The sequence below is a fragment of the Candidatus Albibeggiatoa sp. nov. BB20 genome (assembly GCA_016744725.1).
Lineage (GTDB): Bacteria > Pseudomonadota > Gammaproteobacteria > Beggiatoales > Beggiatoaceae > Albibeggiatoa.
Map to the genome: position 1 here is coordinate 44,364 of JADGDW010000005.1, position 14,400 is coordinate 58,763.

Consider the following 14,400-nt stretch of genomic DNA (forward strand, 5'->3'; position numbering starts at 1 on the left):
CTGTCCTTAGAAAATACAAAATATATCAATTAGTTGTAAATGACACCATTGTTTTATATTTTAAAAGTCACCCCAAGCCTTGTTAAAAACACTTAATGTGAAAAAACTTAGGTTAATTTATCTAAATCTGTTCAAAATCCTAATTTTAGTGTATAAATAAATAAGGAAATGTAAGAAAAGCGGTAAAGTGAGAAAATCATGGAATCGGTTAAGAAAGTACTAAAAAAAAATCAAACGCCGTTGCAACGCCTCCATCAGAGATGCCAAGCTTTAAAACAAATCGATGTGGTTCTACATCAGACTATTCCTAACCCTCTCAGCGAACATTGTCACATTGCAAATCTACGTCATACGACACTGGTTATGCACGTTGACTCAGCATTATGGGCAAGCCAATTACGCTATTTACTACCGAAATTGATGGAGCAATGGCAGAATGAAACCTATTTGCCTGAGATTCAGAAAGTAGAAATTAAAGTCAGATTCGATCACCAGCCCACACGACGCTATACCCATCATCCAAGCCTGTCAAAAAAAAGTGAGTCACTACTACGAGACACCGCCGAGCAAGTCACTCACCCTAAACTGAAATCTGCCTTATTAAAACTGGCTCAACACGGTGGTCAAGCACATAAAAACTAGTGTGCAAATGCAAGTTGCGAATAAAAATGTGGTACAGCTTGCTGGTCTTCTTCAAATGTGACCATTTCCCAAGCTTGCTTGTCTGCAAGTAGAGCACGTAACAATTGATTATTCAACGCATGACCTGATTTATAACCACTAAATGCACCGATTAAGCTATGACCTAATAAATATAAGTCGCCTACTGCATCTAAAATTTTATGTTTTACAAACTCATCTTCGTAACGTAAGCCGTCTTCATTCAGTACCCGATATTCATCCATTACAATCGCATTGTCCAAGCTGCCACCCAAGGCTAAATTATTTTCACGCAACAATTCCATTTCGTGCATAAAACCAAAGGTTCTGGCACGGCTGACTTCTTTCACGAATGACGTTTTTGAGAAATCAATTGTGGCTTGTTGAGAACTGCGTTTAAATACGGGGTGATCGAATTCGATTTGAAAATTGACTTTAAACCCATCAAAAGGCTCAAAACATGCCCACTTATCTTCATGCTTGAACTCAACTTTACGCTTGATACGAATAAAACGTTTTGGGGCTTTTTGCTCTTCAATACCTGCGGACTGAATCAAAAATACGAATGGACTCGCACTACCATCCATAATAGGAACTTCGGGTGCACTGATGTCAATATAAGCGTTATCAATGCCCAAACCAGCAAGAGCTGATAATAAATGCTCAACCGTAGAAATACGAACATTTTGGCTGCTTAATGTCGTTGAAAGACGTGTGTCTCCCACATTTTCAGCGTGCGCAACAATATCCACGACGGGATTTAAATCCGTGCGCCTGAATACAACACCTGTGTCAATGGGAGCGGGGCGAAGGCTTAAAAATACTTTTTCGCCAGTATGTAAACCCACGCCTGTTGCACGAATGATATTTTTTAAAGTACGCTGTTTTATCATTCTTATTCGTCTCTCCAGTTATAAGGCAAAATGACTTGACACAGTCAAATGTTAAACAGGCTTGTCTTAGAAGAAACAGGATTAAATTATGTCAGCTTTCAAGAAATTCAAAGCTTTAGCTTTCAAAAATACTCATAAAAACTAAAGTTTTGGACTCCTTAGATTAAACATGCCGAACGAATAAAGCCCTATTTTCTAATAACTAAGCAACTGATAAATCACTAGTTACATATTGTTGCAATGCACAATAAAATGATTATATCAGCCTGTCAAGTCAAAGCAGTTGTCTATCAATTAAAAAACTATTAGTCTGCTTGGCGGCGCAAGAACGACGGAATGTCCAAATAACTATCTAACTGAGTGTCAGCATCTTCTAAATTAGTATTGCCTTTCGGTTTAGTTTCTACGCCATGCAAACGGGCTACGGTTGGTTTATCATATTCTTTGTAATCAGCTACATTTGCAACTTTAGCCGCTGCTTTTTCAGCAGGTGCTGTTTTAGGTACGATTTTAATCGGTGGGCGTTCACCCGGTTTTACTTGTTGGGTGCTGATAGAATTAACCCCTGTTGCAATCACAGTTACGCGTAATTCGTCTGTCATATCAGGGTCAAGTACTGTACCCACAACCACGGTTGCCTCATCAGATGCAAAGTCTTGAATCACTTCACCTAATTCGTCAAATTCGCCAATACTTAAATCCATACCTGCTGTCATATTCACTAATATGCCATGTGCACCTGATAAATCGATATCTTCGAGTAACGGGCTGGAAATCGCTTCCATCGCAGCTTTTTTTGCACGACCTTCGCCTTTTGCATAGCCAGAACCCATCATTGCTAAGCCCATTTCCTGCATTACAGTCGTTACGTCAGCAAAATCCACGTTGATTAAACCGGGGCGGGTAATCAGTTCTGAAATACCTTGTACTGCACTAAACAATACATCGTTGGCCTTTTTGAATGCGTCAACTAAAGTGACATCGCGACCTAAAACGCTGAGTAATTTTTCATTTGGAATGATGATGAGCGAGTCAACATGCTGGGATAATTCTTTGATGCCTTCTTCGGCAATTGCACGGCGTTTACGACCTTCAAAAGGGAATGGACGTGTGACTACAGCGACAGTTAAGACATTTAATTCTTTGGCGACTTGTGCAAATACGGGTGCTGCACCTGTGCCTGTACCACCGCCCATGCCTGCGGTAATAAACACCATATCAGTGCCTTCTAACAATGCCATGATCCGTTCACGATCTTCTAAAGCTGCTTGCTGACCGATTTCAGGGTTTGCACCTGCACCTAAACCACGAGTGACATCTGTGCCTAATTGTAAAACTGTTTTGGCAGATGAATTTTTTAACGCTTGCGCATCTGTATTAGCACAAATGAAGTCAACACCGTCGATATTGCTAAGCAACATGTGTTCAACCGCGTTACCGCCACCGCCACCCACACCGATGACTTTAATCACAGCATTATTGCTATAAGTATCCATTAGTTCAAATGGCATGATGAAATCTCCTCTAACAGTAAACCATCTGTCTACTGATAATACTTAAATTCTGATTGAAATCCACTATTTCGCTATCATCGCACGAAATTCGCCAGTTATCAAAAATTACCTTTAACCCAGTTGATTGCACGGGTGAATATGTTGCTGTCACCGCCCATCATTGTGATGTCAGAAATGCTTTCGTCACGGTGTTTGTAGCCGAATAATAATAAGCCAACACCTGTGGCATGAATTGGGTTACGCACCACATCAACTAAGCCTGTGACATATTTTGGATAACCGACGCGTACAGGCATGTGGAATACTTCTTCAGCAAGTTCGATTACACCATCCATTTTGGCACTACCGCCTGTCACCACGATACCCGCTGCAATTAAATCTTCATAACCGCTACGGCGAATCACTGATTGCACTAGATTAAATAATTCTTCATAACGCGGCTCAACCACATCAGCCAAAGTCTGGCGTGCTAAATAACGCGGTGGTCTTGCACCTACGCTAGGCACTTCAATCATTTCTTCAGCATTGGTTAACTTGGTTAAAGCACAAGCGTATTTAATTTTGATGTCTTCTGCATATTGGGTCGGTGTGCGCATCGCTACTGCAATGTCATTGGTCACTTGGTCGCCTGCAATTGGAATCACTGAAGTGTAACGAATCGCGCCTTCTGTCCAAATTGCAATATCTGTCGTACCGCCACCAATATCGACTAGACACACGCCTAAATCTTTTTCATCATCGGTTAACACCGCAGAGCTAGAAGCGAGCTGTTCTAAAATAATATCATCGACTTCTAAGCCGCAAGAACGAATACATTTGACAATATTTTGCGCCGCACTTTCAGAGCCTGAGACTAAATGCACTTTAGCTTCTAAACGTACTCCTGACATACCAATCGGTTCGCGGATGCCTTCTTGATTATCGATGACATATTCTTGGGGCAAAACATGAATAATTTTCTGATCGGCTGGAATCGCGACCGCGCGTGCTGCATCAATGACACGATCGACATCATCTTGTGTCACTTCTTTGTCACGTATTGCCACAATACCTTCAGAATTCATGCTGCGAATATGGCTGCCTGCAATCCCCGTGTAAACCGAGTGAATCTCACAGCCAGACATTAACTCCGCTTCTTCAATCGCCCGTTGGATAGAGTGAATCGTTGACTCAATATTGACAACCACGCCTTTTTTTAGTCCGCGTGAGGGATGTTGACCAATACCGATAATTTCGACTTCATCACCTTCAGGAGACACTTCTCCAACAATTGCTACGACTTTGGATGTCCCAATATCTAAACCAACAATTAGATTTTTGTCTCTTGGCATAAGCTCCTCACTCTGTCCTAGCTAACCGCACCGCAATGCCATTGGCATAACGCAGATCAATGTATAATCCTAAATCTCCACCCAGTGAAGACGCGTACTGTGCTAGGATGCGATGGTAAACTTTGGTAAAACGTTGTAAACGTGGCATAATTTCACCACGACCTAAATTTAATTGAATACCCTTATCTAAGTGAATCGCCCATGCTTTGCGTGGCTGACAGCTTAATTTTTGTAGTTTTAATTGTATAGCTTGCATGGTTGTTTGTATTTGCTGATAGCGTGTTATCATTTCTGGTATACAGTCTTTATCACCTGTAAAATGGGGCACATTTACAAGTTGTTGCGGTATATTAAATAATTCGCCTGTTGAGTCTATATACATATTTTGTTGCCACTTCGCCAGTGGTTGATATTCTGTTATCTGTAGCTGTAATTTATTGAACCACACGGGTTTAGCCGTAACGTTTTTTATCCAAGGCAAAGTTAATGCCGCTTGTTCAATTTTATCTAATTGTAAATAAAATAAGCCTACATTTAAGTAAGGTACAATCGCTTTTTGTATTTCACTAGGGTCTGTTTGTTGTTGCCCTTCAATTATGATTTTTTTGACTAAAAAGCTCTGTGGATGGCTTAGCCACCATAATAATATGCCGACAATCAATAGACTGCCTGCCAATATTATTAACACCATCAACCAATATTGACCGCCATTAATACGTTGCAACGGTTCGTTATCTGTTGCTTTACGACGGGCTTGTAAATTGCTTATGTTCATGATGTTATTTATAGCAAAGTCAAAACTTTATGATTTACTAGGTTATAATTTTAGTGAAAATCATATCGTTACTTACTATTTAATCGTTGGATACTTTCTAAGGTATATGCCATAAGCAAACAAAGACCACCTTTTTCTACAGCAAACTTACGAGTTTCATCAACCACTTCAGACATATCTAACCAGTCATTACTTAGAAGTGTTTTTTCTTCATCTGAAAATATATCTACTTCTATATCGTGATCTAAATGCTGTTGTAAATACTCAAACTTGTAAATACTCAAACAATGTTCCTTTAGCAAGTTGTGCCTTAATATCTTCAATAGTTATTGAGTTATAACGCCCAGAACCTTGAGCCCCGTTTAAGTAAAATCCAAAATATGTTAGTTGATTTATTTTCATATTATATCCAGTTTATCTACTAGCACTCTTTTAGTTATATCCAGTTTATCTACTAGCACTCTTTAAGTTTTTGCATCAATCTTATTTTTTAGCCGTTTTTAAAATTTCTACACACAATTGTTCAAAATTCATCCCACTGACTTTCGCCGCCATCGGCACTAAACTGTGATCTGTCATTCCCGGTATGGTATTCACTTCTAGCAAATACACTTGCCCTTGTTCATCACAAATAAAATCGACTCGACCCCAACCACTTGCACCGACTGCATGAAATGCACATAACGCTAAATTTTGTAATTTCTGCTCTTCTGTTGCAGACAAACCACACGGACAAATATATTGTGTGGTATTTTCAGTATATTTCGCTGCAAAATCATAAAAATCGCGTGGCGTTTCCAAACGAATGATAGGTAACGCTCTATTATGCAAAATTGCAACAGTATATTCCACGCCAGTGACAAATTTTTCTGCAATCACAGTACATTGGTATTCTGCTGCTTGTTGCCATGCTTGTTTTAATTCATCCACAGCTTTAACTTTTGCCATGCCTACACTTGAGCCTTCTAATACAGGCTTAACCATTAACGGCAAACCTAATAACTCTGCGACTTGGGCAAAATCAGTATTTTTAGTTAAGATAATAGAGGCTGGTGTAGGAAATTCTGTTGCTTGCCAAATTTGTTTGGTGCGCAATTTATCCATTGCCAAAGCTGAACCTAAAACCCGACTACCTGTATAAGGCAAATCCAAGGTTTCTAAATAGCCCTGAATTGTCCCATCTTCACCACCCCGCCCATGCAACGCAATAAAGACGGTATCAATCTCTTGCTCAGTTAATAAATGGAGCTGAGTTGCGGTGTCAATCCCAATAGCATCAACATGTTGCTTGAGTAGTGCTTCTAATACAGCTTGTCCACTTTTAAGTGAAATGACACGCTCAGCCGAGTTGCCACCCATAAGCACAGCCACTTTACCAAATTGCGTTGTTGTCATCTTGATATTTATGTTGCGATATTTACACAAATTGTAGCATATTGTGTTTTTTTAAGATATGTGTGTTGGAAATAAGCCACAAAATCGTTTGGAGTCTATTTTGTATTGTTTTTGATATTTGTATTTCCCCTCTTTTAATTGAGCTAACAATCGTTAGTACCAGTAATTTTTTATTTTACAAACAATTTATGTACAAAGAGACATCTCTTGTTTACCTTACTAAACTAAGCAGTATAAATGGACTGATTATTAACTTTAATAATTCAGCTTATACAAAGAAAGTTTTTAGTTAGTTGTTATGAAGAATCAATAGACTTACAGAATTATGCCTAAAGATGTAAATTATTGATTTCCATTTTTCCATTTTTTTCTGCATAAGTTAAGATGGGTTCTTAAATCAAACATAGGATAGGTTTGTGACAAACAAAATAATGATAAAAAATAAAATAATGTTTGACAAACTAAAAAGGCCTAAATATAATGTGCAACTCAATTCGGGGCATAGCGCAGCCTGGTAGCGCATCTGCTTTGGGAGCAGAGGGTCGGGGGTTCGAATCCCTCTGCCCCGACCAAGTTTTTTTTAATTATGTTTTAGTGTCTTTCTATCCTGCGCTTGTAGCTCATTTGGATAGAGCATCGGCCTTCTAAGCCGAGGGTAGCAGGTTCGAATCCTGCCAGGCGCGCCATGCTTGATGCTAATCAAATAATATAATATCTATGGTGAGTGTAGCTCAGTTGGTAGAGCCCTGGTTTGTGGTACCGGTGGTCGTGGGTTCGAGCCCCATCATTCACCCCATCTTTCTCCTTCAAGTTAAATACGGACATCACGTCATGGTTTCGTCTTACGACATTGATATTGATGTAGAAACCAAATATATTCCTGAAGAATCTCGCCCAAACGATAAGCGTTATACTTTTGCCTATACCATTACAATGTACAACATTGGTATCACAGGTGCACAATTGATGCGACGGCACTGGATTATCCAAGATGCACATGGACAAATCCAAGAAGTTCGCGGGGTGGGCGTTGTTGGTGAGCAGCCTTATTTAGAGCCAAGTGAAGGATTTAAATATACAAGTACGGCAATGATTGCAACACCAATGGGTTATATGCATGGTACTTATTATATGCAAGCAGAAGATGGTACAGAATTTGAAGTGGAAATTCCACGCTTTCAACTTAGCTTACCGCATACATTACACTAATGATTCAACGTAGCTTACAATGGAGCTATACGTTTATTGCACCGATTTACGATAGAATAGTGCAATTGCCCACAGCAGAAGCCCGTCAACATAGCTTAACTCAAGTCAATTTACATGGTAATGTTTTGCTATGTGGAATTGGTAGTGGTTTAGATATTCCTTATCTCATTGATGATGCAAATTATATAGGCATTGATTTAACTGCCGCAATGTTGCATCGTGCTCAAAAAAGAATTCAGCAACACCCTGTTACCTTACATCAAGGTGATGTCATGCAGTTGCCTTATCAAGATAATAGTTTTGATTTTGTGGTAATGCACTTAATTCTTGCCGTTGTGCCAGAGTCTCAGAAGGCTTTAGATGAAGCCAAACGGATTTTAAAGCCAAATGGGCAGCTTATTATTTTTGATAAATTCCTTAGGCCACATCAATTTGCCCCTTTCCGCCGCTTATTAAGTCCTATCATGGGAAAAATTGCCACGCGTACTAATGTTGAATTTGAATCTTTGGATATCACTGGCCTTACATTACAATGTGACCAAGCAGCATTATTGAATGGCTGGTTTCGACATATCGTATTACAAAAATCACATTGATTGAGTCCTACCCAATACCTCTGCAATCTTATTGTAAGAAATAAAAATACTTTCTATCTCAGGGCTTTATTAGGCATTTCAAACTGCACGTTTTTATCTAAAGAATGTAATATAGAACTAAATAAATCTATTTCGGTCATCATTTCATTGTCTAAATAACGATTAATTGTATTTGCAACAAACTCAGCCATTTTAACTGGAACAGCATTCCCAATCATTTGTTCTAAATTGGTTTTTGTACCGAAAAATTTAAATGTTTTTGGAAATGTTTGTATATAACTTCGTTCCACTGTCGTTAGTGGTCTAACATCTTTAATATCCACATGCTTAGGATCACAAGGGCTTAGTTTGTAGGTAGGAGGAATTGGGCGATTAACACCACGTATTGTAGGGCTGGGTTCATCAATTGAAAAAATACCTCTACGGCTATAATTTCTAGGATGGCGATAATAGTATTGGATGCCTAAAGTGTCTCTTAGATAATCTTTTACTGTCATCGGTTTTGTTGCAATATGTTTTTTGAAAATTGGATTTAGTTGATTATGCTTGTCATCTAAGTGACCAATTAAGAAAAAACGAGTTCTAGCTTGTGGAACGCCACAGTAAGAAGCATCTAATATGACAGAAGATAAACCATAATTACATTGTATAAATTGTTCAACAATATCTTGAAGAATATAGCTTTTTTTGATTTGTTCCACATTTTCCATCACAAACCATTTTGGTTTAACTGAGCAGACAATATTTGCAAAATTATAGGTTAAATCTGCCCGTCCTAATGTGACATCTCGTTTACCCGCACTGGAAAAATCTTGACATGGAGAACCCCCCATTATTATATCTGGCTGGTATTGCTGTATTTTTTTTATTGATTCAGCTTCGTTGGCTAAATCTTGTTCAATAACAGGGTGCGAAAAATTGGCTTGATATACCTCAATAGCAGGCTGCCAATTATCAAATGCGGCAACAACATCAAAATCGGCTTGTTGAAATCCTAAGGATAATCCGCCACAACCTGCAAAAAGATCAACACACTTCATGGTTTAAAAAGCTCTGGAGAATTGAATGAAGAGAAAAATAGAGCTAGTTTATGATTATTGGAACATCGCTAATTCTCAGTTTCTTTTTAAAATCAACATTCATTTTAGGAAGCATGTCGTAAATCCAATCCATTAAATCTTCACCTTCCAACAAAGTAATATCTTTTTTTTCACACATCTCTATTAAATCATCGGATGCCTTAGCTGTAGTGACCAGCACTAATTTACAACAATCAAGGCACTCTTCTTCTATCGCTGTTAATTGCTCTGCACCCCAAGTACTTTCGACTCCTTGATGGTGTTTAACTTGAACAAGCAGTTTTGTTGGCAAAAACCTGTCTTCCTTGGTAGCTATAATATCCGCGTCTGCAAGCCCAGAAAAAGTACTTTTTCCGCAAATTTTAGCATTATAACCTTCGAGTTCTAATAAGTGCTTGATTAGGCGTTCTAATCCAATACCACCTGCTTTTAAGAGCGTGCTTCCGCTTTTGATTTTTCCCAACAAGTCTTGTTTAAATTTCTCAATTTCTTTATCTTGTTTTAAGCTAAAAGTAGAATCAAAAGTTTGTCCAGAAAACAAGTCATCAAGTTCTTTACTAAAGTTATCAAGGTCACTTACAATACTTCCCATGACTCTAAGTCTTCTTTGTAAAGCTTCGCTCAAATGAGTTCTTGGGATGAAAATAATATCACCACTAGCATCTCTAAGATAATCCACTTCGTGCTGATTAGATTGATCGTGAGAACCCGCCGTTGCTTTATAAACCTCTTTGCCTGTTGCTATTGCTAGACAAATATTACTCCAATAGGGGACAAGTATTTTATCGTCTTTTTTAATCAATTTGAATCGGCGTATTTGATTTAGAGTTTTTCCTCTTGATGTAGGGGAACGACTTGCTAAATATTTGTATTTTAATTGAATTTCATCAACCAGTTTTTTTGTACCCGAAAATGAAGAAAAATCAACATTACTCCAGCCAACAGCCACTATGCTATTGTCAAAAAACTCTTTAAATTGATTTTGATATGCTCTAACCATGTAATAGCTCATTTTTACTTATACCCCTGCTTGTATTTATTGATTTTATGTATATTAACATAATTATTAGCAGCAACTATTGCAAGCTCACATGATTATTATTAAAAATGATATATTTCTTTTAATAAATCACCCCAAAATCATCTCAACCGCCGCATCGACATCGACAGGCACAGGACGTGACACACCCGCTTCTTGCATCGTCACACCAATCAACTGCTTAGCCATTTCCATTGCAATCTTATTGTGGGAAATAAAAATAATTTGCACTCGGTCAGACATATCCTTAACCAACTCACAAAAACGCCCAACGTTAGTATCATCAAGCGGCGCGTCGACTTCATCCAACATACAAAATGGCGATGGATTTAACTCGAAAATTGAAAAAACCAACGCAATTGCAGTTAATGCCTTCTCACCACCTGAAAGTAAATGAATGGTACTGTTTCGTTTGCCCGGTGGACGCGCCATAATCGTCACCCCAGATTTTAGTAAATCATCGCCAACAATTTCTAAATACGCCTGACCACCGCCAAATAAACGCGGAAACAACATCTGTAAACTGGTATTCACCGATTCAATCGTATGCTTAAAGCGATTACGAGTCTCACGGTCAATGGAGCGAATTGCATTTTCTAAAGTTTGTAGCGATTCCGTCAAATCTCCTGACTGCTGGTCTAAATATTCCTTGCGGTTTTGCTCTTCCTGATACTCTTCCAACGCCGCCATATTCACCGAACCCAAACGACTCAACTTACGTTCCACCGCTTCAATTTGTGACAGCCAGCTTTCCTCATCCGCATATTCTGGCAATTCTGCCAACAAACTCAGCGCACTTAATTCTTGTTCTTCCAATTGCTCTTCAATGGTTTGGCGACGCACTTCTTTGCCTTGACAATCCATTTTCAATTTCTCCAATTGTTCACGTAATTCGGTACTACAGGCTTCTAATTGGCGGCGTTGCTCTTCATATTCAGTTAAGCTATTCTCAATATTTTCAACGGTTTGTTTGGCTTCGGCTAATGTCTCACTAATCGCAGCTTTTTCCTGACTAAAGTTTTCTAATTCCTCACGTAAATCAGCAACAGGATCATTTTTCTGCATATTTTGCTCTAATTCATATTTTTGCTCACTTAACTGCTCTAAACGCTCTTCTAAACGTTGAATACCCTGTTGTAAACGTTGGTGATCTGTACGCATGGTTTCTAAACGCATTTGTACTTGATGCCGATTTTCCTTCGTCATTTGATAACGTTGACGGGCTTGTAAAACGGCTTCCTGCAATACGGCTTTTTGTTGTGATAACTGCTCACGTTCATCCGCATATTTTTCCATTTCATCAAGGGCTTGATACAGATTTTCACGGGTAATATCTAAGTTTTCACTGTCTTGCTCAATTCTTTGCTTTAACTCGTCTTTCTCATCATTTAAACGCCGCACTTGTAATTTTAGATTTTCCAAGCGTGCAGACTTGCCACCATGTTGTGACTGCAATTGTGAATATTGATGACGGATTTCATTAACTTGGGCTTGGGTTTGATCGCGTTGATTATCGGCTTGACGTAAAGCATCGCGCTGAATATCTAAGCGTTGCTCTAATTCTTCAACCACACAATTCAACTCAACTAACTCAGCTTTGATGTGCTTAATTTCCTGCTCTCGCGCCAGCACACTGGTTTGTGCATCACCGCCTTGTTCGCTGCATAACCAATTCTGTCCCAGCCACACACCTTGTTTTGTGATAATTGATTCATGCGGCAACAAATCAGCTTGCATCGCAAAAGCTTGCTCTACATCTTCAGCCATTTTGATGTGGGCTAACAATGGAGCTAAATCTAAATCAGTGCTGACTTTTTGCAATAAACTGTTTTCAGGTATCGATTGCGTTGCAGAATTTTCTAAAAATAAGAATAAATGTCCCGTTGGCGGATTTTGCAATGAAGTGGTTAAATTATCAAAATTGGCTACCCGTAATGCTTGCAAAGCTGAACCTAATACCGTTTCCACTGCCAATTCCCAGCCTGTTTCAACTTGAATCGCTTGGGCAATTTGCTCAGCATCCGTTAAATTCTGTGCCGCTAACCACTGATTTAACACATCGTCATTTTGACTTAAAGCCGCCTCTTGCAACACTTCCAAAGAAGATAAACGCCCAGTGAGTTGATTGAGTTTCGTTTGATTTTGATGCAATTCTGAGGATAAATGCTGGGTTTCATCACGTAAATGAGTTACAGAAGCTTGAAATTCAGCCAGTTGCAGATCGGATTCATCCAATTCCGATTTCACCCCGTCCATTTCACCTTCAAGCACTTTTAATTCATTTTCAACCAGTTTGACATCAATTTGCTGGCTTTCAGTCTCTAATTTAAATAAACGTTGCTGACTTTGATCTAATTGGTTCTCTAAGTGTTCTAAACGGGTCTTTTCCACTTGGGAACGTTGCGTGGGTTCAGCGGCTTTTAGATTAAATTCATCCCATTGCAATTGCCAGTCTTGTAGCTGTGCTTCGGTTTGTTCTAAACCAAATTGCGTTTCTTGTTCAGATTCTTGAGCTGAGTCTAATTGTGCTTCAGATTCGGCAATATCCACTGCTAAATCATCTAGTTGTTGCTGATCTTGTTCCAACTGTCCACGGTTAGTATTTAAACTGTCTTCAACTTGTTCTAAGTCCCATTGCAATTGCTCGTTGCGTTCGCTGCTGTGTTCAATTGATTGCTGCAAACGATTCATTTCACCATCAATGGTATAAAAACGCTCTTGAGTTGAATCTAATTGTTTTTGGGCTTGAATACGATCTTCACGACCTTGGGTATTTTTTTCTTCAAGTTCATGTAACGACAGCAAATCAGCTTGTAAATTTCCTGCTGATTCCTCAATTTGTTGTTGTTGGGCTTGAACATCTGTGTCTAAATCTTGCCAACGAATTGCTAATAATTGTCCGCGCAATAAATGTTCAGATTCTTTTAGTTCTTTATACTTTTCAGCTTCTTTAGCTTGTTTTTGCAATTTATTAAGTTGTTTATCTAACTCGCCCCGAATTTCATCTAACCGCGCCATATTATCACGGGTTTGTTTCATGCGTTGTTCGGTTTCTTTACGTCGTTCTTTATATTTAGAAATCCCCGCCGCTTCTTCAAAAAAAATACGTAAATCATCGGGCTTGGCTTCAATTAAACGCGAAATCATGCCTTGTTCAATAATTGAATAACTACGCGGGCCTAAACCTGTGCCTAAAAATAAATCGGTAATATCTTTACGACGACATTTGACCCCATTCAAGAAATAGGTGGATTGGGCTTTGCGATTGATTTCACGCCGCACGGAAATTTCATCTTGCCCTTCATATTTTTCTAATTCGACTTCATCAAATACCAATTCAATATAGGCTTTGTCTGCTTTTTGACGTTTACTTGAGCCATTAAAAATCACGTCGGTCATTGCACCGCCACGCAGATTTTTAGCCGAGCTTTCACCCATCACCCAGCGCACGGCATCGATGACATTGGATTTACCGCAGCCATTGGGGCCAATCACACCAACGCGATTACTGGGAAATAATAAAGTGGTCGGCTCGACAAAGGATTTGAATCCCGCGAGTTTAAGTTTACTGAGGCGCATGGATAAATAAGGTCTAAACTGTTTAGAAAAGGGGTCGATTATAAGCTGAAATGAAGGCTTTATGCTAGAAATGTGCTGAAATTTGTCTGAATCTGGATTCACAAAATTAAAGGGTTTTCAGAATGATGCTCAAGCCAATTTCAAAATGTTGCTGTCACTCTTTAATTTCTCTACAATCTAATCCAATTAATCATTAAATCTTGTAAATCCAGATTCAGATAAGAACAATACCCATGACCGACCTAGACATCATCGAACAGTTAGAGCAAGAAATTAGTATAAAATTAAAGGAAATAGATAGAGTTATAATAAGTTCGAGAGGATATGTAA

12 protein-coding genes and 3 tRNA genes are annotated in these 14,400 nt (G+C 38.8%); 6 read left to right on the plus strand and 9 right to left on the minus strand.

The window, feature by feature from the left end; all coding sequences use genetic code 11:
- Positions 1-198 precede the first annotated feature (198 nt).
- Entirely contained in the window at positions 199-642 is a 444-nt protein-coding gene (locus ABXH34_RS01125) for a DUF721 domain-containing protein (RefSeq protein ID WP_353570008.1), read from the plus strand.
- Here ABXH34_RS01125 and lpxC read toward each other — a convergent pair.
- From lpxC to ABXH34_RS01155, 6 genes are all read right to left on the minus strand, one after another.
- On the minus strand, positions 639-1,553 hold the full coding sequence (lpxC, locus tag ABXH34_RS01130) for a UDP-3-O-acyl-N-acetylglucosamine deacetylase (RefSeq protein ID WP_353570009.1): 915 nt from the start codon (positions 1,551-1,553) through the stop codon (positions 639-641). The genes ABXH34_RS01125 and lpxC overlap by 4 nt on opposite strands.
- A 305-nt stretch (positions 1,554-1,858) precedes the next feature.
- A complete protein-coding gene (ftsZ, locus tag ABXH34_RS01135; RefSeq protein ID WP_353570010.1) occupies positions 1,859-3,064 on the minus strand; it encodes a cell division protein FtsZ in 1,206 nt (401 codons plus the stop codon).
- A gap of 101 nt (positions 3,065-3,165) precedes the next feature.
- Positions 3,166-4,398 carry a cell division protein FtsA gene (ftsA, locus tag ABXH34_RS01140; RefSeq protein ID WP_353570011.1) on the minus strand — a complete coding sequence of 411 codons (1,233 nt, stop codon included), beginning with the start codon at positions 4,396-4,398 and terminating at the stop codon, positions 3,166-3,168.
- Positions 4,399-4,405: 7 nt separating this feature from the next.
- Positions 4,406-5,173 (minus strand): cell division protein FtsQ/DivIB, encoded by a 768-nt coding sequence (locus ABXH34_RS01145; protein WP_353570012.1) that lies wholly within the window; start codon positions 5,171-5,173, stop codon positions 4,406-4,408.
- Positions 5,174-5,241: 68 nt separating this feature from the next.
- Positions 5,242-5,457: a hypothetical protein gene (locus ABXH34_RS01150; protein ID WP_353570013.1), complete on the minus strand. Its 216-nt coding sequence runs from the start codon at positions 5,455-5,457 to the stop codon at positions 5,242-5,244.
- Between the two features lie 199 nt (positions 5,458-5,656).
- Complete coding sequence (locus tag ABXH34_RS01155) at positions 5,657-6,568, minus strand: D-alanine--D-alanine ligase (protein WP_353570014.1); 912 nt, start codon at positions 6,566-6,568, stop codon at positions 5,657-5,659.
- 495 nt (positions 6,569-7,063) lie between these two features.
- Between ABXH34_RS01155 and ABXH34_RS01160 the strand changes: the two genes are divergently transcribed.
- The 5 genes from ABXH34_RS01160 to ABXH34_RS01180 all read left to right on the plus strand — a co-directional run bounded on the left by ABXH34_RS01160 (position 7,064) and on the right by ABXH34_RS01180 (position 8,373).
- Positions 7,064-7,140, plus strand: a tRNA-Pro gene (locus ABXH34_RS01160).
- A 37-nt stretch (positions 7,141-7,177) separates the two neighbouring features.
- Positions 7,178-7,254 (plus strand) — tRNA-Arg (locus tag ABXH34_RS01165).
- 34 nt (positions 7,255-7,288) lie between these two features.
- Positions 7,289-7,364: transfer RNA gene (locus ABXH34_RS01170), tRNA-His, on the plus strand.
- Complete coding sequence (gene apaG, locus ABXH34_RS01175; protein ID WP_353570015.1) at positions 7,337-7,777, plus strand: Co2+/Mg2+ efflux facilitator ApaG/CorD; 441 nt, start codon at positions 7,337-7,339, stop codon at positions 7,775-7,777. The genes ABXH34_RS01170 and apaG overlap by 28 nt, the downstream gene beginning before the upstream one ends.
- Positions 7,777-8,373, plus strand: a complete 597-nt coding sequence (locus ABXH34_RS01180) for a class I SAM-dependent methyltransferase (RefSeq protein ID WP_353570016.1) — start codon at positions 7,777-7,779, stop codon at positions 8,371-8,373. Before apaG ends, ABXH34_RS01180 begins: the two co-directional genes overlap by 1 nt.
- A gap of 53 nt (positions 8,374-8,426) precedes the next feature.
- Here the strand turns inward: ABXH34_RS01180 and ABXH34_RS01185 are convergent, their stop codons facing one another.
- The 3 genes from ABXH34_RS01185 to smc all read right to left on the minus strand — a co-directional run bounded on the left by ABXH34_RS01185 (position 8,427) and on the right by smc (position 14,070).
- A complete protein-coding gene (locus ABXH34_RS01185; RefSeq protein ID WP_353570017.1) occupies positions 8,427-9,413 on the minus strand; it encodes a DNA cytosine methyltransferase in 987 nt (328 codons plus the stop codon).
- A 43-nt stretch (positions 9,414-9,456) separates the two neighbouring features.
- Positions 9,457-10,452, minus strand: coding sequence for a restriction endonuclease (locus ABXH34_RS01190; protein ID WP_353570018.1), 996 nt, complete (start codon positions 10,450-10,452; stop codon positions 9,457-9,459).
- A gap of 129 nt (positions 10,453-10,581) precedes the next feature.
- Positions 10,582-14,070: a chromosome segregation protein SMC gene (gene smc / locus ABXH34_RS01195; protein ID WP_353570019.1), complete on the minus strand. Its 3,489-nt coding sequence runs from the start codon at positions 14,068-14,070 to the stop codon at positions 10,582-10,584.
- Positions 14,071-14,400 lie beyond the last annotated feature (330 nt).